26 protein-coding genes, 4 pseudogenes and 1 other annotated feature are annotated in these 25,950 nt (G+C 61.1%); of the genes and pseudogenes, 11 read left to right on the forward strand and 19 right to left on the reverse strand.

All coding sequences use genetic code 11. From position 1 onward, the window contains the following. Window positions 1–540: 540 nt before the first annotated feature. From CMV14_RS27310 to CMV14_RS25840, 7 genes and pseudogenes are all read right to left on the reverse strand, one after another. The gene (locus tag CMV14_RS27310) at window positions 541–861 is read right to left on the reverse strand and encodes a TraR/DksA family transcriptional regulator (RefSeq protein WP_331251149.1); all 321 of its coding nucleotides are present in this window, start codon (window positions 859–861) and stop codon (window positions 541–543) included. A gap of 26 nt (window positions 862–887) precedes the next feature. Further along, window positions 888–1,139: a universal stress protein gene (locus CMV14_RS27315; RefSeq protein WP_238147338.1), complete on the reverse strand. Its 252-nt coding sequence runs from the start codon at window positions 1,137–1,139 to the stop codon at window positions 888–890. Next, entirely contained in the window at window positions 1,031–1,729 is a 699-nt protein-coding gene (locus tag CMV14_RS25820) for a universal stress protein (RefSeq protein WP_238147339.1), read from the reverse strand. The genes CMV14_RS27315 and CMV14_RS25820 overlap by 109 nt, the downstream gene beginning before the upstream one ends. 11 nt (window positions 1,730–1,740) lie before the next feature. Then, window positions 1,741–2,271, reverse strand: a complete 531-nt coding sequence (locus CMV14_RS27320; RefSeq protein WP_238147340.1) for an STAS domain-containing protein — start codon at window positions 2,269–2,271, stop codon at window positions 1,741–1,743. A 94-nt stretch (window positions 2,272–2,365) separates the two neighbouring features. Then, window positions 2,366–3,222 (reverse strand): annotated as a pseudogene (locus tag CMV14_RS27325) (SulP family inorganic anion transporter). Between the two features lie 86 nt (window positions 3,223–3,308). Then, window positions 3,309–3,363, reverse strand: a sequence feature (sul1 is cis-regulatory element that is thought to sense ions involved in sulfur or methionine metabolism; They are found in Alphaproteobacteria). A gap of 698 nt (window positions 3,364–4,061) precedes the next feature. Then, the gene (locus tag CMV14_RS25835) at window positions 4,062–4,400 is read right to left on the reverse strand and encodes a hypothetical protein (RefSeq protein WP_238147341.1); all 339 of its coding nucleotides are present in this window, start codon (window positions 4,398–4,400) and stop codon (window positions 4,062–4,064) included. A 63-nt stretch (window positions 4,401–4,463) separates the two neighbouring features. Beyond that, the gene (locus CMV14_RS25840; RefSeq protein ID WP_008831822.1) at window positions 4,464–4,700 is read right to left on the reverse strand and encodes a hypothetical protein; all 237 of its coding nucleotides are present in this window, start codon (window positions 4,698–4,700) and stop codon (window positions 4,464–4,466) included. A 463-nt stretch (window positions 4,701–5,163) separates the two neighbouring features. Between CMV14_RS25840 and CMV14_RS25850 the strand changes: the two genes are divergently transcribed. From CMV14_RS25850 to istA (CMV14_RS25860), 3 genes and pseudogenes are all read left to right on the forward strand, one after another. Then, complete coding sequence (locus tag CMV14_RS25850; protein ID WP_238147342.1) at window positions 5,164–5,352, forward strand: hypothetical protein; 189 nt, start codon at window positions 5,164–5,166, stop codon at window positions 5,350–5,352. 115 nt (window positions 5,353–5,467) lie between these two features. Continuing rightward, a complete protein-coding gene (locus CMV14_RS26970; RefSeq protein ID WP_192876319.1) occupies window positions 5,468–5,737 on the forward strand; it encodes a hypothetical protein in 270 nt (89 codons plus the stop codon). A gap of 57 nt (window positions 5,738–5,794) precedes the next feature. Next, window positions 5,795–7,285, forward strand: a pseudogene (istA, locus tag CMV14_RS25860) (IS21 family transposase). Here the strand turns inward: istA (CMV14_RS25860) and CMV14_RS27330 are convergent. After that, a complete protein-coding gene (locus CMV14_RS27330; protein ID WP_238147344.1) occupies window positions 7,195–7,401 on the reverse strand; it encodes a hypothetical protein in 207 nt (68 codons plus the stop codon). The pseudogene istA (CMV14_RS25860) and the gene CMV14_RS27330 sit on opposite strands and share 91 nt — an antisense overlap. Between CMV14_RS27330 and istB the strand changes: the two are divergent. Beyond that, a pseudogene (gene istB / locus CMV14_RS25865) lies at window positions 7,336–8,039 on the forward strand (IS21-like element helper ATPase IstB). The gene CMV14_RS27330 and the pseudogene istB overlap by 66 nt on opposite strands. 138 nt (window positions 8,040–8,177) lie before the next feature. Here istB and istA (CMV14_RS25870) read toward each other — a convergent pair. The 7 genes and pseudogenes from istA (CMV14_RS25870) to CMV14_RS25900 form a co-directional block, all read right to left on the reverse strand. Next, window positions 8,178–9,002: pseudogene (istA, locus tag CMV14_RS25870) on the reverse strand (IS21 family transposase); the annotation flags it as partial. Between the two features lie 195 nt (window positions 9,003–9,197). Beyond that, window positions 9,198–9,629 (reverse strand): DUF3768 domain-containing protein, encoded by a 432-nt coding sequence (locus CMV14_RS25875; protein ID WP_096367892.1) that lies wholly within the window; start codon window positions 9,627–9,629, stop codon window positions 9,198–9,200. A gap of 326 nt (window positions 9,630–9,955) precedes the next feature. After that, window positions 9,956–11,236 carry a Fic/DOC family protein gene (locus CMV14_RS25880; RefSeq protein WP_066969399.1) on the reverse strand — a complete coding sequence of 427 codons (1,281 nt, stop codon included), beginning with the start codon at window positions 11,234–11,236 and terminating at the stop codon, window positions 9,956–9,958. 3 nt (window positions 11,237–11,239) lie between these two features. Continuing rightward, a complete protein-coding gene (locus tag CMV14_RS25885) occupies window positions 11,240–11,500 on the reverse strand; it encodes a hypothetical protein (RefSeq protein ID WP_006968047.1) in 261 nt (86 codons plus the stop codon). A 147-nt stretch (window positions 11,501–11,647) separates the two neighbouring features. After that, entirely contained in the window at window positions 11,648–12,520 is an 873-nt protein-coding gene (locus CMV14_RS25890; protein WP_066969397.1) for an ArdC family protein, read from the reverse strand. Window positions 12,521–12,954: 434 nt separating this feature from the next. Next, window positions 12,955–14,730 carry a ParB/RepB/Spo0J family partition protein gene (locus CMV14_RS25895; RefSeq protein WP_066969395.1) on the reverse strand — a complete coding sequence of 592 codons (1,776 nt, stop codon included), beginning with the start codon at window positions 14,728–14,730 and terminating at the stop codon, window positions 12,955–12,957. Between the two features lie 278 nt (window positions 14,731–15,008). Then, a complete protein-coding gene (locus CMV14_RS25900) occupies window positions 15,009–15,260 on the reverse strand; it encodes a hypothetical protein (protein ID WP_238147343.1) in 252 nt (83 codons plus the stop codon). Window positions 15,261–15,304: 44 nt separating this feature from the next. Here CMV14_RS25900 and CMV14_RS25905 point away from each other — a divergent pair, with 44 nt between their 5' ends. Then, a complete protein-coding gene (locus tag CMV14_RS25905) occupies window positions 15,305–15,997 on the forward strand; it encodes a plasmid pRiA4b ORF-3 family protein (RefSeq protein WP_066969391.1) in 693 nt (230 codons plus the stop codon). A gap of 3 nt (window positions 15,998–16,000) precedes the next feature. Here the strand turns inward: CMV14_RS25905 and CMV14_RS25910 are convergent, their stop codons facing one another. Further along, window positions 16,001–16,597: a recombinase family protein gene (locus CMV14_RS25910; protein ID WP_061772305.1), complete on the reverse strand. Its 597-nt coding sequence runs from the start codon at window positions 16,595–16,597 to the stop codon at window positions 16,001–16,003. A 172-nt stretch (window positions 16,598–16,769) separates the two neighbouring features. Here CMV14_RS25910 and CMV14_RS26615 point away from each other — a divergent pair, with 172 nt between their 5' ends. Continuing rightward, entirely contained in the window at window positions 16,770–18,194 is a 1,425-nt protein-coding gene (locus tag CMV14_RS26615) for an ISKra4 family transposase (protein ID WP_066488601.1), read from the forward strand. Window positions 18,195–18,416: 222 nt separating this feature from the next. On the opposite strand, the gene CMV14_RS25925 is transcribed toward CMV14_RS26615, so the two are convergent. From CMV14_RS25925 to CMV14_RS25935, 3 genes are all read right to left on the reverse strand, one after another. Further along, window positions 18,417–19,007, reverse strand: a complete 591-nt coding sequence (locus tag CMV14_RS25925; RefSeq protein ID WP_020819817.1) for a thermonuclease family protein — start codon at window positions 19,005–19,007, stop codon at window positions 18,417–18,419. Further along, window positions 19,001–19,882 (reverse strand): DUF7146 domain-containing protein, encoded by an 882-nt coding sequence (locus CMV14_RS25930; RefSeq protein WP_007016055.1) that lies wholly within the window; start codon window positions 19,880–19,882, stop codon window positions 19,001–19,003. The genes CMV14_RS25925 and CMV14_RS25930 overlap by 7 nt, the downstream gene beginning before the upstream one ends. Window positions 19,883–19,993: 111 nt before the next feature. Beyond that, complete coding sequence (locus tag CMV14_RS25935) at window positions 19,994–20,776, reverse strand: replication initiation protein (protein WP_066969390.1); 783 nt, start codon at window positions 20,774–20,776, stop codon at window positions 19,994–19,996. A 712-nt stretch (window positions 20,777–21,488) separates the two neighbouring features. On the opposite strand from CMV14_RS25935, the gene CMV14_RS25945 reads away from it, so the two are divergent. From CMV14_RS25945 to CMV14_RS25970, 5 genes are all read left to right on the forward strand, one after another. After that, on the forward strand, window positions 21,489–21,797 hold the full coding sequence (locus CMV14_RS25945) for a hypothetical protein (protein ID WP_004213195.1): 309 nt from the start codon (window positions 21,489–21,491) through the stop codon (window positions 21,795–21,797). Window positions 21,798–22,194: 397 nt separating this feature from the next. After that, the gene (locus CMV14_RS25955; protein ID WP_004213200.1) at window positions 22,195–22,860 is read left to right on the forward strand and encodes a lytic transglycosylase domain-containing protein; all 666 of its coding nucleotides are present in this window, start codon (window positions 22,195–22,197) and stop codon (window positions 22,858–22,860) included. Window positions 22,861–22,881: 21 nt separating this feature from the next. Further along, a complete protein-coding gene (locus tag CMV14_RS25960) occupies window positions 22,882–23,223 on the forward strand; it encodes a TrbC/VirB2 family protein (protein WP_004213202.1) in 342 nt (113 codons plus the stop codon). A gap of 6 nt (window positions 23,224–23,229) precedes the next feature. After that, complete coding sequence (locus CMV14_RS25965) at window positions 23,230–23,574, forward strand: VirB3 family type IV secretion system protein (RefSeq protein WP_006949650.1); 345 nt, start codon at window positions 23,230–23,232, stop codon at window positions 23,572–23,574. Continuing rightward, window positions 23,561–25,945 (forward strand): VirB4 family type IV secretion/conjugal transfer ATPase, encoded by a 2,385-nt coding sequence (locus tag CMV14_RS25970; RefSeq protein ID WP_006949654.1) that lies wholly within the window; start codon window positions 23,561–23,563, stop codon window positions 25,943–25,945. The genes CMV14_RS25965 and CMV14_RS25970 overlap by 14 nt, the downstream gene beginning before the upstream one ends. Window positions 25,946–25,950 lie beyond the last annotated feature (5 nt).

Raw genomic sequence — 25,950 nt, forward strand, 5'->3', positions numbered from 1 at the left:
TATCTGCCACTGGCGCGTGGCGCCGTGCTCAAATTAGCTGCCAATGTGCTCGCCCTCATCCGGCGCTGCTCGCAAACGAGGCGTCGCACTCACGCTGTCTGCCAACAGCTTCGACCGCCAGCGGGAGGTCGATCAGACGGCCATAGGCTGTCCCGTTTCTCCATCTGCACCGGGCAGTTTCGGGAAAAGCCAATCGGGAACACATTTCGGGAAAATGGCACCTCGTTGCCATCGAGCGCGCCTTGCCGCCGTCAGCCGTCCCACGCGACCTTCGTTTTTGGGAAACTGCTTATCGTCCGGGCGGGGGCGGTTCGTCGAACAGCATTTCCAGATCATCGGCCTCAAGCCCGCCCTTGGGGCGCTCGACGAGCGTGAAGCGCCATCGCTGTCCGCGCCGTAGCTCAGTGAACCCGGCGCGCTCCGCCGCTCGGACGTGGACAAAGACCTTGGGCTGCTTGTCGTCACGAGAGATGAAGCCCCAGGCCCACCACGGTCGAGGTATTTGATCGTTCCGGTCGGCATGATGCCTTCCTTTCGGGCCTAGCCCTCCTTGGCGCAGGCGAGGCACATCGTCGTCGCGGGCGCACGATCGAGGCGCTTGGCCTCGATTTCCTCACCACAGCGGACGCACCAGCCATAATCGCCGCTGTCGATCCGCATCAGTGCGGCGTCGATGCGGCTACATTCGGCTTGCCGGTGCCGCTGCGCCGCCAGTGCCATTGCCTGCACCTGCATGGCGTCGATCCGCGACAGGCGGCCGACGCTTTCCTGATCGAGCGTGACCGGGGCGCGTTTCCTCGGCCGCCGCATCATCGGCGACGAGCTGATCGCGAAGCGCCAGCAGTTGCCGACGCCGCGCATCAAGGTCCGGCGCGTCCCCGGCTATGTCAGCGTACCAACAGTACCGGGGCGCGAACGGTGCGGATCATCGTTGTCGTCGTGCTGCCGACGATCAGGGTGCGAAGCGGCGAGTGTCCATAGGCACCCATCACCAGCATCGCGCCGGGATGCGCCGCCATATGATCGCCGATCACCGCATCGACCTTGCCGTCACGCAGGACGGTTTCGGAACAGGCGGGCAGCGTTGCTGCCGCTGCGCCGAGCTGGTCGCGGTGTTTGCCATCATCCGGCCCCGCCATGACAAGGTGTACTGGCAAACCACCGAACAGCGGCGAGGTAGCGACATGACGGACAGCGCGGCAGGCGGCGGGCTGTTGTCGAAGGCGATCACCACCGCGTCAGGTGCCTTGGCTTCGCGTGAGGCGATCAGCACCGGCTTGTCGCTGGCACGCACGACCCGTTCGACCTTGGAGCCGATATGGTCGGTCGCGAACTCGCCCGACGCGCCGCGCTTGCCGATGATGACCAATGCAGCATCGGCTTCACGCTCGACGATCGTCTCCACGATCCCTCCATGCAGGTGCATCGACGCGACCGTGATGCCCTGCTCCTTCAAGCGAGTGCCGCCTGCGTCCAGCAGGATGCGCCCTTCCTCGATGGCAAGACGCCCCGCCGCTTCCTCGATGCGGGTCAGCTCTTCCAGCAGCTCGCTTTTGACACCGAGGCCGATCGCGCCGCTATGATCGTTGCGCGATGCCACGGCATCCTTGCGCTGGACGACGTGCAGCAGCTCGACATCGGCCCCGAGCCGGGTAGCGGCCCAGGCCGCCAGATCGACGACGCTGGTCGCGTAGGTGGATGCGTCGATACAGGCCAATATGCGGTTCATAAGCCCTCTCCTCAGTGGGCGCCGAGCGCTGCTTCGGCGCCGGGCTTGTCATGGACGGCGAAGCGATCGACCATCGTCGCGCTCGCCTGATTGAGGCCGATGACCTCGACATGGGTGCCTTCGCGGCGGAACTTGAGGATCGCCTTGTCGAGGCTCCCCACCGCCGAAATGTCCCAGAAGTGCGCGGCGGTCAGGTCGATGACCACATTGTCCAGCACCTCCTTGAAGTCGAAGGCGTCGGCGAACCGCTCGGACGAGGCGAAGAACACCTGACCCGAGACGCGGTAGGTCCGCGTCCTGCCATCCGCGCTCAGCTCGGATGCCACGTCGAACAGGCGCTTGACCTTGCTGGCGAAGAACAGACCGGACAGGATCACGCCTGCGACCACGCCTTGCGCCAGATCGTGCGTCGAGACGACAACCAGCACCGTCACCAGCATGACAACCGACGACTGCCACGGATGGCTCTTGAGGTTCCTGATCGATCCCCAGGAGAAGGTGCCGATCGACACCATAATCATCACCGCGACCAGCGCCGGCATCGGAATGCGGGCGACCAGCGGCCCAGTACGACGATCAGGAACAGCAGGAACGCGCCCGACACAAAGGTGGAAAGGCGGGTGGAGCCGCCCGACTTCACGTTGATGACCGACTGCCGATCATGGCGCAGCCGCCCATCCCGCCGAGGAAGCCGGTCAGAAAATTGGCGATACCCTGCCCCTTCATCTCGCGGCGCTTGTTCGATGGCGTGTCGGTCAGATCATCGACGATCTGCGCGGTCATCATCGATTCCAGCAGGCCAACCGCCGCCATCGTCAGCGAATAGGGGAAAATGATGCGCAGCGTTTCCAGCGTGAACGGCACCTGTGGGATGCCGAACGCTGGCAGCGACGAGGGCAGCTTGCCCATATCGCCCACCGTGTTGACCTTGATGCCGGCATAGATCGAGACGATCGTCAGGATCACGATCGCGACCAGCGGCGACGGGATCGCCTTGGTCAGACGCGGGAACAGGTAGATGATCGCCAGGCCCGCCGCGACCATCGCGTAGGTTTCCCACCCGACGTTCGTTAGCTGGGGAAGCTGCGCGATGAAGATTAGGATCGCGAGCGCGTTGACGAAGCCGGTGATGACCGAGCGTGACACATACTGCATCAGCAGGTCGAGCTTCAGGAAGCCGGCGACGCCCTGGATCAGTCCCATGAGGATGGTGCGGCAAAGAGGTACTGGACGCCGTGATCGCGGATCAGCGGCAGGACAAGAACCGCAATGGCGGCGGTTGCGGCCGAAATCATGCCGGGGCGTCCGCCCACGAGCGAGATGATGACGGCGATGGAGAAGGAGGCAAACAGCCCGACGCTTGGATCGACGCCGGCAATGATCGAGAAGCCGATGGCCTCCGGGATCAGCGCGAGCGCGACGACGATGCCCGCAAGCACGTCGGCGCGCGGGTTCGAGAGCCATTCGCGTCGAAGCGAAGTAGCAAATGTCATGTAGAAACCTGATCGCAATAGCGAGGGGCGCACGCGTCAGACGCGTTCAATCAACGATGCTCGGAAGCGAGGCCCAAATTCGCTAAGGTTATCCCGGGGATAGGCGCCGGGCCGAGCCACCCGAATCAATCCGGGTCCGTCGAAGGCCTCTAGATAGTCACTGATCGGACCATATTGCAACTGCGAACATCAGCAGCCTGCATTCCCATAATACCATCCCATTCGGGCCGGTCGCGGCCAGCGCGCTTCGACTGGTTCAGTCGTAAACGTATATCTGTGCCCGTTCTATGCGCCACCCGCTGTTCGCAAAAACCTTCCTTTCTGACGACCTTGCCGGCGGGCCATGACCGCAACGCATTTCTGCCGCCCGCCGCTTGTCAGAACTGTTCTGAAAACCTGCTTCGCAAAAGCGCGTGCCGGCGACGGGTTTGGAGAACCCACGGGCGGGAGCGTGAGCATGACGCCCCGTTTGCAAGCAGCGCCGGATGATGGCGAGCACACTGGCAGATAATTCGAGCAGGATGCCACCCGCCAGTGGCAGATAGCGTGAGCAGGAAATCTGGCTGTTTGCGAGCAGACGCCGTTATGATTGCAAGCGCCTACAGCTAGCCGTGCGTCGCCTCGATCTGCTGGGCCAGCTCGGCCAGGTGATCGGAATCAAGTAGATCCTCTGCGGTGAAATCGAGGCGAAAAATTCGCTGTCACGGGGAGGCGCGCGATCGGCGGCGAACGTAGCCAGATAGGGCCGCGCCTCGTCCGTGGCGATCCAGCGCCAGAAAGCATTGCCCTGGCCGAATAAGCCGCTCTCGAACATATCGAGCCGTGTTGTGCGAAGTCGGTCAATTTGCGTCTCCTGACAATCGGGCGGTTCGGCAAAAAAGGGAGGCCAAAGCCTCCCTTTGTCTTACTGGAACAGTTTGATGAAAGCGGGCGCCGAGGCCAATGACTGCGAGGACGAAACCGACGCTGCCGATGACCCAAGTTTGCGCCGTCAGCTTGCTTTCGATTCCCTTGTTCGCCTCCTGAACCTTCACGGCGATATACTCCTCAATAGCCTCTACAACTTCCGCTGCGGCGTCGTCGGACAGATTAGCCGCTTTCAGTGCTCTAAACAATTTGATGTGCATCCGGTTCAGCGGCGCGGCGGCGTCGATCTGGTCGGCCATCGTCTCGATCACGCGCGCGCCCCATGCCCAACGGATAGCGCCGGAAGCATCCGAGTAATCGGATCCTCCGTCAGTTTAATTGCCCGAGCGATTGCGCGACACGTCCGCATAAGGTTTGCGGCGGCACTGGCTGCACCGAAGCCGCGCGATCAGTTCGTATATGCGGGTATCGAAAGAAATGCGGCGCGAGCGGGCGAAGTCGCCCAGCGGGGCGACGACGCGGCGACCGCAAGCGCACTGGATGCGCAGATAGCAGCCTTGCCGATACCAGATAGGATCAATGGGCTTGGGGCGGTTGTAGTTCGCGGCCATGGGGCGCTTATGCGCCAAGCGGAACAGGAGGGGAACACGCCGCGCGAACGCCGGTTATTGGATTGGCAAGGGAAAAGGGCTATATAGGCAATGCTTCGTGTGCTGATTCATTTCACACACCTACCTGAACCCGCCGTGCTGTCACACGGCGGGTTCAAACATTTAGGGCGGGCGGCCCTGTCAGACCACCCGCCCCGCTGGATCAGCCCTTATCGGACTTCCCCAGCTTCACAATTGCGATCACGAGCGCGACGGCTGCGATCGTCAATTGAGCTGCTTCATATGCTGTCAAATCACATCACCTCCTTTGAGCGAGAGGATTTGCGAAGGGCCGCTGTCACAGTCCCTCGCCCTCGCTCGATGAGGGCTATACAACGGATTGGCGAGAATGCGCGCGAAGTGCTTCACATTTTCGTGAAGCCGTTGGATGATCGCCGGCGACCGTTGATGAAAAGGGGAAACTATGGACCTTGTATCGCAGGTTAGCGCCGATGACTGGGAAAGCGCACGGCGGATAGTTCGTCATCGCGAAATCATGGAACGACTGATTCCGTTTTGGGCCGTGCTTGGCGTTGCGCTGGTGCTGATGGGCGTGGACCTGGGCGGGCGTCTGCTGTGGACGCTGCCCATGATCGGATATGTCTTTGGGTGATGGCGGCCGATCACGGCCCTGATTACCGCGCCGCGAATTATTGGGTGCCGGTCCTGGGAAGCCAAGCGGCGGCGCTGCTACCTCTCATCGCCAAATTCTAGATCTCTCTGGAGCGGTGGCAGCTGCCACCGCTCCACGGGCGTCAAACTATGCCCTCGAAGCGGGCGATCGCCTGCTCCGCGACGGAAGTAATTTCGGCGGGGTCGGCGGTTTGAGTGCAATCGCCGCCTACAACAGTGCCGAGCGTGCCGCCCTCCAGTTGGACAACGTGGACACGCCACACATCGCGGCGGATTTCGCACTGATCGGGCAGAGGCCGTTTGAGAGCGGCGGTGCAAAAGTCGGCCACGGTAGCGGCGGAATAAACCAGCCGCGGGCGGAGTAAAATCCGGCCACCTATTTCCTTTCTGCAATGACGCAGGAGGGACAGGGGATCTACACCGTGGAACTATATCTGAAGGTTCGCCTGGCTGTCTCCGAAGGGATGACGCAGCGCCAGGCAGCAAAGCATTTCAACATATCTCGCGACAGCGTCGCCAAGATGGTGTCGTATTCGATACCGCCCGGCTATCAGCGGCGATCACCGATCCGGCGGCCGAAGCTGGATGCGTTCGTTTCGACGATCGAGCATTGGCTCGACGAGGATATGAAGGTGCCGCGCAAGCAGCGGCATACTGCCAAGCGGGTGTTCGACCGGCTGCGCGACGAATGCGGGTTCACCGGCGCTACACGATCATCAAGGACTACATGCGCGAGCGGGATCAGCGCCGCGGGAGGTGTTCGTGCCCTGTCGCATCCTCCCGGCCATGCGCAGGCCGACTTTGGCGAGGCGACTGTGGTGATCGGCGGCGTCGAGCAGAAGGCGCGCTTCTTCGTGCTCGATCTTCCGCATAGCGACGGCTGCTACGTGCGGGCCTATCCGGCGGCGGTGGCGAGGCCTGGGTCGACGGCCACATCCATGCGTTTGCCTTCTTCGGAGGCGTGCCGCAGTCGATCGTATACGACAACGACCGTTGCCTTGTGGCGAAGATCCTGCCCGACGGCACGCGCAAGCGGGCAGCGCTGTTCAGCGGTTTTTTGTCCCACTACCTGATCCGCGATCGCTATGGCCGTCCGGAAAGGGTAATGACAAGGGGAATGTGGAGGGTCTTGTCGGATATGCCCGGCGCAACTTTATGGTGCCGATCCCGCAGTTTGCGACATGGGATGCGTTCAACGATTTTCTGGAGGAGCAGTGCCGAAAGCGCCAGCGCGATAAGCTACGCGGCGAGAACGAGACGATCGGCGAACGGCTGCAGCGCGATCTTGCCGCCATGCGTCCCTTGCCGGCGTCGCCGTTTGATGCCTGCGACCAGACCAGCGCTGTTGTGACAGCCCAATCGCTGGTGCGCTACAAAACGAACGACTATTCCGTGCCGGTTGCCTACGGTCATCAAGACGTCTGGGTCCGGGGCTATGTCGATCAGGTGGTGATCGGTTGCCGTGGTGAGATCATCGCCCGCCATCCCCGGAGCTGGGAACGGGAAGACATCGTCTTCGACCCCGTCCATTACCTGCCGCTGATCGAGCAGAAGATCAATGCGCTGGATCAGGCAGCTCCATTGCAGGGCTGGGATCTGCCGGACGAGTTCGCCACGCTGCGCCGTTTGATGGAAGGCCGCATGGCAAAGCATGGCCGGCGGGAATACGTCCAGGTTCTCCGTCTGCTGGAAAGCTTCGAGCTTGCCGACCTGCATGCGGCGTAAGGCAGGCCCTTCAGCTCGGCGCGATCGGCTTCGATGCGGTCAAGCATCTGATCCTGTGCCGCGTAGAACGCCGACCGCCGCGATTGGACCTGTCGATCTATCCGTACCTTCCGAGGGCGACGGTCGAGAAGACCTCGGCGAAGGCGTATATGCGCCTCCTGTCGTCTGATGCGGGAGAGGCGGCATGAGCACCGAAGCACCTGACATCCTGCTCGCCCACTATCTCAAGACCCTCAAGCTGCCGACCTTCCAGCGCGAGCACCAAAAGCTGGCCCGACTCTGCGCAACCGAGGACGTCGATCACGTCGGCTACCTCTTCCGGCTTGCCGAGCGGGAGATGATCGAGCGCGATCGCCGCAAGGTCGAACGGCGGATCAAGGCGGCCAAATTCCCGGTCGTCAAAAGCCTCGACAGCTTCGACTTTGCCGCCATCCCAAGCTCAACAAGATACAGGTGCTGGAACTGGCCAGATGTGAATGGATCGAGCGCCGCGAGAACGTCATCGCTCTCGGTCCCAGCGGCACGGGCAAGACGCATGTCGCGCTCGGCCTCGGCCTGGTCGCCTGCCAGAAAGGCTTATCCGTCGGCTTCACCACGGCGGCGGCCCTGGTCAGCGAGATGATGGAGGCTCGAGACGAGCGGCGTCTGCTCCGCTTCCAGAAGCAGATGGCCGCCTACAAGCTGCTGATCATCGACGAACTGGGCTTCGTGCCGCTCTCCAAGACCGGTGCGGAATTGCTGTTCGAGCTGATCTCCCAGCGTTACGAGCGCGGTGCCACCCTGATCACCAGCAATCTGCCTTTCGATGAATGGACCGAAACCTTGGGATCAGAACGACTGACCGGCGCACTGCTCGATCGCATCACCCACCACGTCAACATTCTCGAAATGAACGGCGACAGCTATCGTCTCGCCCAAAGCCGCGCCCGAAAGGCTGGCTGAAACCTTTCAAAAAAATCGCCGCGCCCGGCTGAGACCCCGCTCGGGCTACGCCCTCACGGCGGTCTCAGCCGGGCGCAAGGGTGGCCGACTTTTGCTCCGCCCGGTGGCCGGAAATTGCTCCGCCGTTGACATGGCCTGTCGTCGCTCCATGCATTGTTCGACAAAGCGCGCGTTCAGCGCATCAAAGCTGGGCGCCTCTGGCCTCGGCACCATGAAGTGGCGCCGGGAATAACCGACCAGCCCCTCGACCTTGCCCTTGTCGTTACCCTTGCCGGGGCGCCCGAATTTGTCTTCGAACAGGTAATGGCTCTGGAGGGTCGAGAACATCCGGCTGCGCTCGCGCTTCCCGTCGCCCAGGATCTGCGCCACTGCCAGCTTGGTGTTGTCATACAGGATCGACTGCGGGATGCCGCCGAAGAAGGCAAAGGCCGCCACGTGCCCTTCGCAAAATGCCTCAGCCACCTCGGCAGGATAGGCTTTAACGAACGGCGCATCGCTGTGCGGCAGGTCCATGCAGAAATAGTGGAACCGCACCAACTTGCCGTCGATGATCCCGTCCGCCTCACCAAAATCCACCTGCGCATGCCCCGGCTTGTGGCTCAATGGTATGAACACCTCGCGGCTGCGCAACTTGGCGCCCGCCACATAGTCGCGAACAATGGTGATGCCGCCGGTGAAGCCATGTTCATCGCGCAGACGCTCGAAAATACGCGCGGCAGTGTGTCGCTGTTTGATGTGAACCTTGCGGTCATCCACCAGGATTTGGTCAATGATGTCGGTAAATCCGGACAGCTTGCGGCTGTAGGTTTGCCCGCTCCGGCCGTGCGCTGCTGGCTCTGGAAAGCACAGCATCTTGTCGACGGTCTTGCGATTGATCCCAAAATACCGGGCGGCAGCGCGACGGCTCATCCCGTCAATCAGCACGGCGCGGCGGACCTTCTGATAAAGCTCCACTCTCTTCATCCTCCACCTCCGCCCAAAAACGGAGGTCTAGCAGGACTGGCCCCTTTTTAATCCGGTGAGACTGGCCGATCCGTGGCCCCTTTTATTCCCGGTGTTCTCAAGAGATGTTCAACATCGCAGAGAGCTACAGGTGCTCGATCGAGACCGATGTTTACGAGATTGGAGGACAAGAGCGAGCCTGGTAGATCGCCATGTTCAATCTTTGTTCTTCAACATGGCCAAAATCGCAGCTTCGGGCCGACTGGGCCTGGTTAGGAGAATGGTGAGCACGCGGGTTGTGGCATCGGGATTCCACGGTTCGGCGCTGCCAAATTCAAGATCGCGGTCGTAATAGTCGAACTTCCACATGACCGAGAGGGCTGGGCGCGTGCTGTCGTCAGTCCAGCGGGTATGCCATTGGCCGATCACATCGCGATAAAGGAAACCAGCGTCATGCTCGCCGTGCGGGTCGTTGTCGGGTGTGAAATCCTCAAAGCCTTCGATCATCTTGAGAATGTCGGTCTGCGTATTCTCGTCCAGCGCCGCGATGCCTTGCGTAATCACGGTGCGACAAGTCACGCCCATCGTTCGCCGCGCAATGTCGTTCAGCGCCGCGACGGTGGCGATCTGGTCAGTTGTCGCTTCCATTTTCCTCACTCCTTTAGGCGAAGCCGCTGCCTGCGGCCTGCGGCTCTGACCCGCTGGCGAAGCGCGGGATGGGGAGGGGGAAGCAAAATCGATGGGAGTGGTGCGGGCGGCACGGTTAGGGAGGCCCCGGCGCGCGCGAGCGCGCCGGAACTGGCCGAACTTGGCGTGCAACCCGGTCCTGTCGATTATGCTTCGGGAACGAAAGGGCGGGTGCCCTTGGTGTTCCCCGGTGGCAGCTGCCACCACTGGCAAGGCGCGGCCCTGGGCCGCTCGATCCTATGTGCCAGCTGACAGACTACTAAGCGCGCGGCCCTGGCCGCTCATTTTCAGCGCTCGCGGTCTTTTGATTTCTCGGCGGCCTGTGTCGGTGATTTGCCTTCGCGCAATGTTGCGGCGACATGGGCCTTTGCGCTTTCGACGATCTGCGCCAGCTGTTCCTTCGATGCGCCGCGCTCGGTAGCTGTGGCGACGCGCTTATCAATGGCGATCTGGAATTGCGCGAACCTGGCATCGGCCCGGTTCTGCTCAGGCGAGTTTTTCTCGAATTGCGCGGCAAGGCGTAGATCAACCTGACTGACGCCGGGAGGCATGACTTGCAGACGTAGCGCGCGATCGGCAGCCTGAATGTCGCGATCGGTCATTTTCGAAAGGAAATCTGCGGCGCCCGCGCTGATGGCGCGGACTCTTTGCAGCGGGTCCATGCCCTCGGACCAATTGACTTCGATCTGATGATAGCGGCGTTGCTCAATCAGCTGAAGGTGGTGCATCGGCCCTTTGGGATCACGGAAAAAGGCAAGCTCTTGCGCTGAACGCGCGGCCAGCTGGCGCATGTCAGCGGACGTTTCCGCGATCCGGTTAAGCTGCTCATGCTGCCGCGACGCAACGGTTTGCGCAGTAGGTAGATAACGGCTGATCTGATCCTTGGCCTGCTCGATGCTCATCGAGCGCCGTTCCCCAACTGGCATGAGAGATTCCATCGAAGGCGGAAACGCGATGCCTGCTGGCCCTCGCGCTGGCTCGACGCGGTTCTGTTCAAGGGGCATTGCGTCGCGGATGACTTTGGCGAGGGAGGCGTGATTTCCGGTATGGAAGCTATCGCGGCTCGCCTCCATCCAGTCCTTCGGCCCCATTGCCTGGATCGAGACAAATTTTTCGGCCGCAAGGGAATGTAGCTGCAAGTGCAGCCGCATGGTGCGGCCATTGCCCTCACGGAACGGATGAACGGCATTTAATTCGGAAATATGCCGCCCCATGGTATCGGCAAAGCGATCACGATCCATCGACTTGAGGGTTTGGAGGTCGGGCAGCTGCTTAAATTCGTGCTCCATGCTGCGGGCAATGAAGTGCGCTCGGGCAAAAGTGCTGCCGGGTTTGCTTATGTCCACGGTCCGAAAGCGCCCCGCCCAATCATATACGTCCTGAAACAGATGATTGTGCAGTTCGCGATACTCGCGCGCGTTCGTCGCCGGCGCGGCGCGCTGCACGACCAGCTCGCCATGTCGGACAACCGAGAAGAAAGCTTCTCGCTCCTTGAGGATATTATCGTCGCGGATTCCCAGCTTGTTCCGAAGAACGTCGCTGTTACGCCAGGTGTAAGGGTCGCTCACCTGTCATGCAGCGAGTTTCTGGCGGGACAGAACATCACGGTTGTAGTCCTGCGCCAGACCAATCGCCACATCGACGGGAATTTGGGTTTCGACCAACAGCAAACAAAAAGAGTGGTCATCCGAAACCAATTCAAGTCCTTCAATCTTGCAATTTGCGATTGCTTCGCAATAAGCTGCCATCACGTCAGGAATCTCTTCCTGCCGACGCGGCTCATACCCCATCGCCTTGATGCGATTCCTGTAGGTGTCGATGATATTTTCCATTTTGCACCTAAAAACGACCTGCTCCCGCCCATAGTTAACATGTCGGGATTTGTATATAAACCACATTGAGTAGCCCCCATATTTCACTTTCCTGAAATGGGACGCCGCGCTTGCGCGGCGTCTCGTGCATTTAGCAGGGCGGGTCATTCAATCCGCTTGGTCGGTCATCATCGCCAACAGGTAGTCGGCGGCGTTCTGAGCCTCACGGGCAGCCTCGAAAATCGCGCGCTTGTCGTTGCGGAGCGCGGTCAACCAGTGCTCGATATACGCGGCATGGTCTTCGCGTTCCTCGACCTTGAAACCGACAATCGCGCCGATGAAGGATGCGCCCAGCTCGGCTACGAGCTCGTCCCTCGCATAGTCGGCGCGGCTCGTTGAAATCAGGGTTTTCCGGTTGAGGCGGCTTTCATGCCCTGCATGATGCACGGCCTCATGCGCAAGCGTTGCATAGTAGTCGTCGGCGGAATGGAACGCTTCAAAAGCGGGCATTTGGATATAATCGTCGCGGGTGTGGTAATAGGCTTGCGATCCGCCGATGCGAACGGTTGCGTCGATGCGAGAGAACATCACTTCAAGCTCAACGTCGCGGGCTTCGGGATTGGTGATGATCGGAGCGGGCGCGGGATATTTGCCGTCCAGTCCCTCGACCTGATCGGCATTGAAAACCGTATATCGTTTCAGGAACGGAATCGCGCGCTCGTCGTCCGTCTCGGAATCCTTCACGACAAGCTTGTTGGCATAGACAACGGTGGTTCCCTTGCTGCCCTTCCTGACATTGCCGCCCAGCTCCAACGCCTGTTTGAAGGTCAGCCAATAGGGCGAGGCGAAGCCCTGACGCATGGCGCTGGCCCAAAGGCTGAGGACGTTGATCCCACGATAGGCGACACCATTGTGCCGGAGCGGAATGGTCGGCCCACCGCTCCACGGCTTCACCCAAGGCTTGGTGCCCGCTTCCAGCATCGCAAGAATGTCGTCGGTGACGGCCTGATAAATGTCGATCCGGTTCGTTTCCTTAGCCATTTTCCTCACTCCTTTAGGCGAAGCCGCTGCCTGCGGCCTGCGGCTCTGACCCGCTGGCGAAGCGCGGGATGGGGAGGGGGAAGCAAAATCGATGGGAGTGGTGCGGGCGGCACGGTTAGGGAGGCCCCGGCGCGCGCGAGCGCGCCGGGACTGGCCGAACTTGTCGAGCAACCCGGTCCTGTCGATTATGCTTCGGGAACGAAAGGGCGGGTGCCCTTGGTGTTCCCCGGTGGCAGCTGCCACCACTGGCAAGGCGCGGCCCTGGGCCGCTCGATCCTATGTGGCAGCTGACAGACTACGAAGCGTGCGGCCCTGGCCGCTCATTATACGCGGCCGGTTTTACCGGCTGCGTTCTGTAAAATGGAGGCGGTGGCAGCTGCCACCGCCCCGCAAGTTTGCGGGGAGCGCGGGAGTGAAGCGCGCTCCCCGTGCCGTTATGCCGCTTGGCTTTCGTTGTCGGCGGCATCGGGCAAGGCAGAGGGTCGAAGGGCGGGGGGCAGGATGCGCCGCCCCGCAAGGCGCTCGTTGACCGTCACGGCAAGGTCAGAGCGCTTCATGGTCTGGCAATTCTCTGCGGCGTCGTTGCCGCAACCTTCGGCCAGCAGCTTCAAGAGCGTGGCCTTGCTAAGCTGGTCATAGAATACCTGATTAGGTTCCCACTTGTCGGCCATGTCGATCTGCGCGGCCCCGACGATCTGCGCCAGCTGGCGGTCGCGGTCGCTATGGAACGAAAGGCTCGTGATCTGCGAGGCCACGCAGTAGGCCAGCAGCCGCAATTTCGCTTCGCTGTCCATCTGGCGCATATCGTCCAGCGTGGGTGTCTCGGCCAAGCGGGCAAGATCGGCGCTCGCGATCTCGTCAATGTCGGCAATCGTGGAATGGCCCATGACCGCATCGTCAACATGAAAGCGGTTCTTTTCGGCGGTGATTTCGGCGGCTTGTTGCCACGAATAGGCGTTGCCGCGAACCTGCCCCAAGAGGCCCGTCAAGAGCACGTCCAGCGCCAGTTCCGGGTCGCTGGCAAGGGCTTCCCGAACCGCCATCGTGCGGATACCGCCCAGCTGATCCATGACCTTCTGCGAGTAGTCGGGCCGGGGAGGCTTGGGGGCATCGGCGGCGGTGCCCTTGGCGCTGCGCGTGAACGCAACCTGTTCGATACCGTCATGCCCGATGAAGACGATAAGGGAGTGCTCGGCCTTCTGCTCGGCGGTGAAGACGCGGCAAGCCGATACGATAGCGTCCTGCTTGCGGGTCAGGGCGCGCAACTCGTCGTCATAGTCGTGATCGTCCTCGTCCACCTCGCTTTCACGCTTGGCGATTGCCGCCTCGATCTGTGCCAACTGCGCGGTTTCTTCCTCGGTCGGCTCTCGCTCGCCTGCGGGTTCCAGATGGCCCCGCATCCAATAGGAATCGGGCCGGTAAAGCTGCCCCTCGGCATCGCGCCAGCCATCTTCGCGCGCCGCCTTGGCGATGGCGTCGAGCCGATCTTGCACAAGGTCCATGACAAGGCCCGCATCATCGCAATAGCGACGTTCTCCGAAAAGATCGGTGGTGAAGGTGCCGCCTGCGGCGCAATAGGCTTCCTCGCCCACAATGCGGAAATGCTTGTCGGTATCGGCAACCTTCTCCTGGGTGAGCATGGCCCGGATTTGGTGGGCGTTGTCGCCGGTGCGCTTGAAAACCTCAAGCTGGCGGTCCTGATCGTCTGTCAGCGCGAAAGCCTGCGCCGCGCCCATGCCGATTTCGTCTTTCTGGAAGGCTTTGAGAATGGTGGGGTGCAGCGCCGCCAGCTTCAACACGCGGCGGACATATGCGGGGGAGACGCCGAACGATGCTGCAACATCGTCAACGTCCTTGCCGCTGTCGATGATCGCCCGATAGGCGGCGATGGCATCAGCGGGGTGCATGTCCTCACGCTGCGCGTTCTCGGCAAGAGAGATTTCCAGCGCCTCGTCCTTGCTGCGGATTTCAACGGGAACCTCGAAAGTGCCGGGGATGGTCTTTGCCTTCTGCAACAGCTTCAAGGCCCGGTAGCGCCGCCCTCCGGCGCAAATCTTGATCTTGCCGTCCTCATCATAGCCGATCAGGTTTTGCAGCACGCCCCGCGCCTGAATGTCGGCTGCGAGGGCTTCGATTTCCTTGGGCTTCACCTTCCGCACGTTGAGGTCGGAAAGCGCCAGCTTGTTCAGTTGGATGGTCTGGATGGTCATTTCTCACTCCTTTAGGCGAAGCCGCTGCCTGCGGCCTGCGGCTCTGACCCGCTGGCGAAGCGCGGGATGGGGAGGGGGAAGCAAAATCGATGGGAGTGGTGCGGGCGGCACGGTTAGGGAGGCCCCGGCGCGCGCGAGCGCGCCGGAACTGGCCGAACTTGGCGTGCAACCCGGTCCTGTCGATTATGCTTCGGGAACGAAAGGGCGGGTGCCCTTGGTGTTCCCCGGTGGCAGCTGCCACCACCGGCAACGCGCGGCCCTGGCCGCTCATTTGTGCCTTAGAGGACGGCGAGTGCCAGCACGGCAACGATTGAACCGCACAGGGCAGAGAAGAGCACCAAGCGCGTGGTCGCAGCATTGATCGCGATCGTTGCGCCGGCACAAGCCCATAACATGGCAGCCGTGGGACCGCCCCGGTAGATCAGGAAGCCGATATAGCTGTTCGGAAGGAACTGCGGATAATCAACAATCAAACGTGCGACGATACCGCCGCCTGCGAGAATGAGCGCCGCGATCAGCCAGGGGGGCATAAAAAAGCTGGGGGTGACGGTGCTGATCCGGTAGCTTTAGGAGCATGTCGAAACCGGCTCCGCTTGTCGCTTACCGTCTGAAGGTCGGCCTCCGGGATATATCGCCGATGATTTGGCGACGCTTGCTGGTTCGCAGCGATCTGACGCTTTTTGGTCTGCACCGGGTAATCCAGATCGCGTTTGGTTGGGAAGATTATCATCTCCATGCTTTCAAGGTGCATGGGCGCCGTTTCGGCACGCAAAGGACGGGTGAGCGTCACCACCTTGTCGAGGACGGGAAAATTCTGAGGGAACTGACACTTGCCGACCTGTCGCTGCGAGTGCGGCAACGCATGATGTACGAATACGACTTCGGCGATTTCTGGGAGCACGAGATCCGCGTCGAAGCGCGTGAACAACCGAGCGCAGACAAGCCCTGGCCGGTCTGCACCGATGGTGCTCGCGCCGGTCCGCCTGAGGATATCGGCGGACCGGGTGGATATGAGCGATTGCTCGAACGTCTCGATGAATTGCGCTTCGATCAGGGAAATGGCCTGGATGACTTTCTGGATGAAAACGATACCAGCGACGGCGAGGAAGATGACGGCGAAGAGTGGACGCCAGCTGACCGCGCCGGGTTCGACGGTCCAGATGATCCGCTGCTGCGCTACGATCCAGATTCCATCGATCGCCGCGCCATCAATCTCGCGTTGAAGGCTGAGTTTGTCGGCAAGGACCGGCCAATGTCTGTGGACTGATGCTCAGGCAAGCTCGGCTTGAGCGCGTCTGTCATCGCGTACCCGCATGATCGTCTGCCGGCTTGTCGAGAACGCCTTGCTGAGCGCGGACACGGTTTCGCCGCTTTCAAGGCGGCGCTCGACCTCGGCGCGCTCGTCTGTTGTAAGGCTCGCAGGCCGTCCGATGGCCTTGCCCTCCGCCCGCGCGCGGCGTAGCCCGGCCTGGGTGCGTTCGATCAGCAGGTCGCGCTCGAATTCGGCGACCGCGTTGATAACGCCCATCGTGAGCTTGCCTGTCGACGAGGTGAGATCGACGCCGCCCAGCGCCAGGCAGTGGACGCGAACGCCCATGCGATCGAGATCGGCGACGGTGCTCGCCACATCCATCGCGTTGCGGCCGAGCCGGTCGAGCTTGGTGACGACGAGGACGTCGCCATCCTCTAGCCGGTCAAGCAACCGGGCAAAACCCTTGCGTTCTTTCGCCGCAACCGACCCGGAGATGGTTTCGGCGACGATCCGCCGCGGCTGCGCTGCAAAGCCAGCGGCCTCAATCTCGTGCAACTGGTTGTCGGTCGTCTGGTCGACGGTCGAAACGCGCAGATAGGCAAAGGTGCGTGACATGGATCCGGCCTCGATTGTCCGGAAGGGGTGTCCAGTAAAATTGGTGTGTCCGCAAGATGGTAAGGCTATTTTATGGACAGGGTTAGCTGTAGGTGACCGTAACCGGTCGGTTTCGGACGGCGGCACCGATGTGCCGGCCAATGAGTTCCCTTCTTCATGGAGGAATGAGCTCATGCGCTTCACCATCACCCTCACCGCAGCAACGGACGACAGGCCAACCAGCGGCATATCCATCGCCGTCATCGAACGCGACGACGACACGCTTACGATCGATGATCTCGGTCTCAGGATCGCGGAGAGCAAGCGACTGCTGGCCGCGCTGCAGCTCGCTGTGGTTCAGACCCAGGCGCTCGACTGGTGTCGCCGCCAGCGCGCTTGTCCGTGCTGCGGATCAGCAAGGCAAATCAAGGATCATCGTTCGATCATGGTGCGCACGCCGTTCGGAAAGATCGCCGTGCCAAGTACCAGGTTCCGGCGATGTACATGTAAACCCACAGCGGGTATCGCGGCGCCGATCGTGGCGGCGCTGCCCGAACGCGTCACGCCGGACCTTCTCGAGCTAGAGGCGCGCTGGGCTTCGCTCGCGTCCTACGGCATCACCGCGGAACGCCTTGCCGACGTCCTTCCGATCGGTGACGCGATCAACGCGACGACGATCCGGCAGGACACCCTACGCGTCGCGGAGCGTTTGGAAGCCGAGCTTGGCACCGAGCGACGCTGTTTCATCGAAGGCTGCGAGGCGGACTGGACCGATGGTCCGCTGCCAGGACCGCCTGTCACTGTCGGGATCGATGGAGGCTATGTACGATCATGGTACGATCGGCCGAACAATTTCGAGGTGATCGTGGGTAAGTCCGTCGTCGATCCGGGCGAGGATGGCGAAATTAGCGAGCCAACGCGCCGGTTCGGCTTCGTGGTCGGACATGACGACAGGCCGCGTCGTCGCCTTCATGAATTGCTGCTGGAGCAAGGCGTCGGGATGGACCGTGAGATCACCTTCATGTCCGATGGTGGCAGGAACGTCCGCAATCTTCAATGGGACATGCGGCCGAACGCCGAGCATGTCCTCGACTATTTCCACATCGCCATGCGGGTGACGGTCATGCAGCAGATCGCGCGCGGATTGCCGCCCCCATCCGAGACGGATAAAGACGTGGCCGTCGCCACTCTCGAGCGAGTTCGGCACTTCCTCTGGCACGGCAACTGGCGCCGTGCTCTCGACCTAATCGGCGACGTCGAGACCAGAATGCTTGGTGCGACAGATCCGGATGTCACCGACGAGCCGATGAGCCACCCACAGGTCTCGCCGCAAGCTCGCAATCTCCTCAAGCATTTGCGGGAGTTCGAAAGCTATATCAGCGCCAATGCCAGCATGATCCCGAACTATGGCGAGCGACGACGATATGGCGAAGCAGTCTCGACCGCCTTCGTGGAATCGACCGTCAACCAGGTCGTCGCAAAGCGCTTCGCAAAGAAGCAACAGATGCAGTGGACGCCCAGAGGGGTGCATCTGCTTGTGCAACTCCGCGTCCGTACCCTTGATGGCACGTTGGCCAATGACTTTCAGAGGTGGAGGGACGAACGGAAGGCGGCATGACCCCCAACTTTCTCATGCTCCCCAGCCACGCCGCGATTGCCTCGGCGCGCGGCGATGCCTTGTGCCTGGGCGCAGCCTGCATCGTCATTCGCGACGCATCATTCATGCTGATCTTCCCTTCCAGCCCTGACCGTCACCCGAATGGGCGGAGACGGCTTTGCTGGCTCCGTGGAGCCGCGCGGCGCAGCCGTGTGGTGGAATAGGGCAGGTTCCCGGCTCCGATCATTTGCACTTGTTCGGCAGTTGGCCCCTCTCGATCGCCAGATTCCGCATCGCCTCGTAATCGACACCCCAAAGCCCTCGCCGCTCGTCGGCTGCGTCTTTCATGAAACGGGCATAGGCGAGCCCTGAATGTTGCCTGTAATCAACGGCATATCCATGGCGTACCATCGTTGCCGAAACAGATGCCCCATTCGACCGAAACCGGCACGACAGGTTAGACCGGCCCCAGCTCGTCCGCCGCGTGTTGCATATCGGCTCGATCGTCAACTTTTCGTCCTGAAAATCGCTCGTGCAATCCATGCCGCCATTTTGCTTCACCAGCTCTTCCAAATAGAGCTGCGCTGCGATCTTGGGCACATTGCCCTTGCCGTCCTCATCCGGCGCATCAATTCCCGACAACCGCACCCGCTTTTTATCGAGCGTTTCGAGCGTATCGCCGTCGATAATGCGCGGGTTCTCGACATGGATTGAAACCGGCTCGCTATTCCTCGCCTGCATCTGATTGAACAGCGCGCCGAACGCGAAAACAGAGAGAATGGGCAACGCGATTTGCTGATTTCGCGGCCATTTTTTGAAACCTCGGATCAGCACCTGGCTCTCTCCTGAAGAATGTCGTTCCAGTCCATCGGCGCCGGGGCTGGCGGGAGGATGATTTTCAGTTCGCGGTCGTTGGCAGTGAGGTGGTCGCGCGCGTCCTCTATGGCCTGTGCGGCTTCCTGGCCGTGTTGCGAGTAGATGACGATTTTGCGGATGCGTTCGGGGATCGCGATCAGGCCATAGCGGCGAATGCCGCCAGCGCCCCACACCTTGAATTTCCCGTCACTAAGCTGGGTGACGGAAACGGCTTCCTCGAAGCCTTCCGCGAGGCGCAGAACATCGCCGGTTGGCTGGCCGCCGATCCGCATGGCGGCGTGTCGGACCAGGCCGAGCGTCAATTTCGCCTCGCGCAGCGCCGCATGGTAGCGTTTCTCGCCGGTTGCTGGATCGAGCAAGATCCGCTGCACGGCGATTATGCCTTCGTCGGCCTCGAACGGCACGAGAAGGGCAGGATGCTCTTCGCGGGCGTCGGGCGGACCAACGATGCAGCGCGGAGCGAAGCGGAGCTTGAGGCCGGTCGGGTCGATTGCGCGCGAACGCAGATAGCGTTCAGCCGCGGTGCCTGCGATCGGCACGGCGGAATCCCATAGTTGGAGGGCGAGCTTCCGGCGCGAGGGTTCGGGCGCGCGATCGACCGTTTCACCGCTCGTGTGGCGATTGATTTTGCGGCTGTTGAGCGCGGACCAGACGGCTTCCTGACTGCAACCGGCCCAACATTTGAATAGGACGGCCTTCTTGCCGGGGGTGACTTGGAGCGACGGATTGCGGTCGTTGTGGGCTGGACAGCAAACCATGCCATATGAGCCGCGCCAGTGGCCGCCCATATCCGCTACGATCTGACGTGCGCGTGCTTCGACGTCCATCTGCATCGAACTTCTTTCGTCAACGGTATCCCGACATTGGGATTTATACACATTTCACGATGGCGGGCAAACGGTCGGGATACATGCTAATATCGCGCATGGCCCGACTAGGGCCATTCAATATAAATATCTCCGCCGGTTATCTTCACTCGCGGATGACTCACGTTCTTTCGCCTCAATCGCTTCGCCCAAGCTGGCGAGAATGTCGGCCAGCTCGCGCTTGTCCCGCTCTTCGCGGGTTAGCTCCCATAGGGGCAGCTGATCCCTCATGCGCTCCATGTCGCGCGCGGCCTCGATCTGGCGATACTGTTCGCAAGCGGGGGCTGGATCGGCCGCGATGCCGCGACGGCGGCGAGCGGCGAAGATTTTGGAGAGGAAGGCGGGGAAGAGGAAGCGATAGGCGTTCGTGGCCTGCTTTATGCGCGGGCCAGCGCCTTGCGCTTCGTGATCGGGAACCGGCTCGTAGCGCCTGAACCAGTCGATAATGCGCGCGTTTTTGAGGCGCGAAAGCGCCTGAACGACGCAATTTTTGCTGAGGCCGGTTCCCTCCATGATGGTGTGAAGGCTGGGGAACAACGCGCCGGTGCTATAGTCGATGACGCGGGCCAGGAACTCGATAATCTGGATGCCGGCCTGTCCGATCGCACCATTGCGAATGCGCGGTGTGGTTGTCCGCCGCTGCGCGAGCGTTTGCCGCTCGTAGAGCTTTGCGGCTTCGATCATCTCGCGCATCTGGCGAGCATTGCGGATCGGTGTGTAAGCCTTGGCCCGCTTTTCGTGGCCTACGGCGATGCTGCCGGCCCAGACTTTGACGCGCGGTTTTTCGGCACGCGCAAGCAAGGCGCGGTCGATCGTGGCGAGGCCGGTGCTACGCAGCACGGCGCCTATGGAAGTGGTCATGCGGACCTCCCTTCGTCGGTCCCGCGAGGCCAAGCACCATCGCTCCCGAAAGCACGCTTTCGAGATTGACTTTCGCCGCAGCACCACCGATAAAGAGAGCCAAGTTAGAAGCGCTCACTTCGGTGGCACAAACAGCCCTCGCTCAGCCAAGCGAGGGTTTTTTGTTGCCTGTTGCAGATGGGGAGCCACCCCACACGCAACAGATGAATCACCGACTCCAAGGTGGAATCAGCGGGTCATAACTGGCTCAAGTTTCAAGGGTTGGCAAGAATAAGCGTGTCAACACGCTTATGGAGCGACTTCGGTCGCGTCCTTGCGATAGTGTCGCATGTAATCAGGAAACTCGATCCCGCGTTCGCGGAGTAGATTGATCGCGGCCTCTTCCAAGAGCGCAGAGACAGACGTTTGCTCGTCCTGGGCCAAAGCGTTTATCTCGTGAACCAGCTCGGGCTTCACCCATGTTGCCAGCGCGCGCGTGTTGGCGCGGCTCGGCCGACGCCGGGGCAAGGGAACCGGGAGAAGCGGGTCTTCCTGTCGTTTAGGTCGTGCCATAACATCGCATTGAATAAGAGGCGTTCTGTCGCGCTTATAAGCGTGCGCGCACATTTCATGGCGTTTATGTGCGCGCACGGCAAGAGACGACAAGCCGGGTTGCCCTCGCCTTCAAAGCGAGGATAGACATAGCCCAATCGGTAAAAGGGAATAAATCACGATGCCGCATAGCGATGATTGGCAGTATGATCCGATCCTGGAACGCGAACTAACCACCCGCCGCCCCGCTGGGGGAATGATCCAAGCAGTCGAGATTGCGCAACTGCCATCGAGCGAATGGATCATTAATGTGAAAGTATCGTGGCGTGGTGATAAGTGGCTGAATGTCTGCCTATTCGAGCAGCCGACGCTTAAAACCTACAAGCGACTGTCAAGTGCTGTGCGGCATGTCGTGCTCGATTACGGATATGAGGATGACCATATCCGATTGGTTCCCGACAAACAATGCAGCAACAAATTGGCGTTTTAGGCTTCCCTTTCCCCCTCATCGTGATATGTGCATAAATCTCGATGACGAGGGAGAAAGCGATGAAAGCTTTTAATTTCGCGCTCGCGACCGCCTTGGTGGGGGCTGCGGTGCAATCGACCCCCGCTGTAGCGTCGGATAATACTTGGGCATGTGAGGTTGTGCTGTGCATCTCCAACCCGGGTGGTCCGACGCAATATCCAGCCTGTGTTCCACCGATAACGAAACTGTGGCGCGTGCTGGCTCTCGGCGGCAGCTTCCCGACATGCACGGGCGGGGGCATCGCCAAGACCAAATACAAGAAGCCGGATGATGGGAGGCCTGGTCGCTTGACGGTCACTTGGACTGACGGGCGGCAACAGACCTACTATCAGCCGCGCAACTGACCGGGAGCGGGAACGTGTTCCTCGAAACCGGAGCCGTTCTTTCGCTGGCGGCGCAATGCGCCCCAGCGGTAGCGCCGCATACGATCGCCGCGATCGTGGATGCGGAATCTTCGAACTATGTTTTTGCGATCAACGTCAACGGCGTGGCCAGTCAGCCTCGCCGTCCGCGTAATGAGGCTGAGGCCATCGCAACCGCGCGCTCCTATGTGGCTCGCGGCTACAGCGTGGATCTCGGCCTCGGCCAAATCAATTCACGCAACATGGGATGGCTCGGCCTAACGTGGGACACTGTTTTCAAGCAGTGCTCCAATATCGAAGCGGCAGGCCGGGTGCTCCTGTCCAATTTCCGTTCGGCCAAGACGGGGCGCACCCCGCAAGAGGCCCTTCGGGTCGCACTCAGCATGTATAACACAGGCTCTCAATCGAGAGGTTTCCGCAACGGCTATGTCGCCCGCGTGGAGAACGCAGGTCGCCGCGTCAGCGGTCGGCCTGCGACCGCAATCCCGACTGTCATCGTGGGCGATCAGCCCGCCAGCGCCGCCATGAGCGACACTGGCGCCGGTCGTGTGCCGGTGGAGCTGGCGGAAATCGCAGCGGAGAACATGGAGGCGGCTCCACCGCCTGCACCGCCTGCGTGGGATGTTTTCGGCCGCGCCCAACACGCGCGGATTGGTTCGTAAGGCGAAGATAGGAGTTGTCGAATGTTTCGTATCTGGAAGATCAAGGCTGAATCCCGGCTCGATGCGCTGCTCGCGCGTCTCAAGCCCTCGCCGCTCATGGCGCGCGCGCTGCCCCTGTCGCTGCTGGCAAGCCTGCTCGTAGCGGAGCCGGCTTTTGCGCAGGCAAACTTTGAAGGCCTGGCCGACAACATTCTCGGCCTGCTGAGCAACGGTTTGCTCCGCACGCTTGCGATCATCGCGATCATCGTCGTTGGCCTTCTGTGGTTCCTCGGCCGCGCGTCGGTGCAGATGCTCGTCACGGTCGTAGTTGGCGTGGTGATCGTGTTCTCCGCGCCTTGGATCGTCGACACGATTACGGGGTGATCGGGGATGGACGGTCAGGAAGAAATGACAAAAGACCCGCTGTTCTTGGCCGTCACCCGCCCCGCTTTGTGGGCGGGTGTTCCCATTGAAGCGGGCGCGCTCATCATCATGGCGGGCGCAATCACGTTAGTTGGTTCGGGCAATCCTCTCTACGGCGGCGCGGCCGCCGTCGCGCTTTATGCGATGGCGCGGCTTATCGTTCGGCATGACGTGAACGCATTCCGGCTGATCTTCCTGTGGGGCCGGACCAAAGCGGCGAACCGGAACCGCGTCTTTTGGGGTGGATCGAGCTACACGCCGCTGCCGCTCTACGGAATCAAGCGAAAGGGATTTGGTCGTGGTGTTCGGTAAGAGCGCGCTCGCGGAGAAGGTGCCTTTTGACAAGGCCAAACGGGAGGAAATGCCCGAGAAATTCTTGCCGTATTCGCGGCATGTCAATGAGCATGTGGTCGCCCTCGATAACGGCGATCTGATGCTCATGCTCGAACTGGATGGACGGCCCTTTGAGACTTCGGACGTGCGCGATCTGAATGATTGGCACACGCGCCTCAACGGGGTCTGGCGCAATATCCATGACGAGCGGCTTTCGATCTGGACGCACATGTTGCGGATGCGCGTGCGCGACTATCCAGGCGGCACGTTCCGCTCGCATTTCGCCGCGAAGCTCGATCAAAAATACTATGAGCGGATGACGGCCGAACGCATGTTCCGCAACCGCTTCTTCATGACGGTCGTGATCCGCCCAACAGCAAACGCGACCGACAAGCTGATGGATTTCCTGCGCAAGAAGCAGGAGGACAAGAACGCCAATATCGCGGAAGCTCTAGAGCTGCTGGAAGACAAGGTGCGCGATCTGGAAAAGCTACTGCTGCGCGTTCGTCCGCGCCGTGTCGGCATCTATGAGCACCGGGGTCTCCTGTTCTCCGAACCGCTGGAAATATTGAACCAGGTGATGACCGGGCGCTATCGGCGCTGTCCTCTGGTCCGTGGCCGTCTCGGCTCGGCGCTCTATGCGAGCCGCGCCATCATCGGCGCTGAGACATTTGAGGTCCGCGACGCCGATCATTCGATGTTCGGCGGCATTTTCGGCATTCGCGAGTATCCGTCATCGACAACGCCGCGCCAGTTTGAATCGCTGCTTTCGGTCGATTTCAGCCTCGCCATAACGCAGTCGTTCACGTTCCTGTCGCGCACAGCGGCAACAGAACGGTTTCGGCTTCGCCAGACCCAAATGGCGAACGCCGGTGACAAGGCGATCAGCCAGATGGATGAGCTGATCGACGCGGCCGACGATTTGCAATCGAACCGCTTTGTGCTGGGGGACCATCATTTCACGCTGACGGTGTTCGCGGAAGATTTGAAGAAGCTGCGCGATAACATGTCGATCGCGCGCGCGGCGCTGGCCGATACGGGCATGGTCGCCGCCCGCGAAAGCGCGGCGCTGGAAGCTGCCTATTGGTCGCAGCTGGTCGGCAACTTCGCGTGGAGGGCGCGCCCCGCGCCGATCACGTCATATAATTTCTCGGCGTTCTCGCCCTTCCATACGTTCCCTGCAGGGCACGAGGACGGCAATCATTGGGGGCCTGCGGTCGCCTTGCTCAAGACAAGCGCTCGCAGCCCCTATTACTTCAATTTCCATTCGGCAGACCTGGGCCATTCGATGGTCATTGGTCCATCGGGCGGCGGTAAGACGGTGCTGGTCAACTTCCTGATGGCGCAGCTCGAAAAGTTCAACGCGCGCCATATCTTCATCGACAAGGATCAAGGCGCGGAAATTTTTGTCCGAGCCAGCGGCGGCACCTATCTCGCGCTGCGCAACGGGGAACCTACGGGCTTCGCTCCGCTCAAGGCGCTCGACAATACGGCTTCCCATCGCGCGTTCCTCGGTCGCTTCATCCGCCAGCTGGTGAAGCAAGAGGGGGCGCCGATCACGGTGCAGGAATCGCACCTGATCGACGATGGCATCGAAGCCGTGATGAAGCTGCCACGCGAGCAACGCTCGCTGTCGGCGCTGCGGACCATGCTCGGCATGTCGGACTCGGGCGGCGTCGGCGCGCGCCTAGTCAAGTGGACCTCCGAGGGGAACCTTGGCTGGGTTTTCGATAATGAGGAAGATTCCATGTCTCTCGAAGCCCGTTTCGTGGGCTTCGATATGACCGACTTCCTCGAAAACGCGGAAATCCGCACGCCGGTCATGCTCTACCTGTTCGAGCGGATAGACGCGCTCCTGACAGGCGAGCGCATGGTTATTGCGATTGACGAATTTTGGAAGGCGCTGGCCGATCCGGCGTTCACGGCATTCGCGCAGGATGGCCTCAAGACATACCGCAAGCGCAATGCGTTCCTCGTCTTTGCAACACAGTCGCCTGCGGACGCGCTGCGGTCCACGATCAGCCATTCGATCTTGGAGCAGGTCGCGACGAAAATCTTCCTGCCCAATCCGTTCGGCCAGCGCCGGGATTACATCGAAGGCTTCTCGCTCTCGGAGGCGGAATTTAAGCTGGTGCGCGAAGAGCTGTCGCCGGAAAGCCGCAAATTCCTCGTGAAGCAGGGCCATGACTCCGTTGTGGTCGGCCTGGATCTCATTGGCATGGACGATGAACTGGCCGTGCTGTCGGGGCGCGCTGAAACAACGGGCGTGGCCCGCGAAGTGATTGCCGAACTGGGCAATGATCCGAAGCTCTGGTTGCCGGAATTTCACCGGCGCCGGCGCCCAAGCTGAAAGGA

The organism is Rhizorhabdus dicambivorans (assembly GCF_002355275.1).
Lineage (GTDB): Bacteria > Pseudomonadota > Alphaproteobacteria > Sphingomonadales > Sphingomonadaceae > Rhizorhabdus > Rhizorhabdus dicambivorans.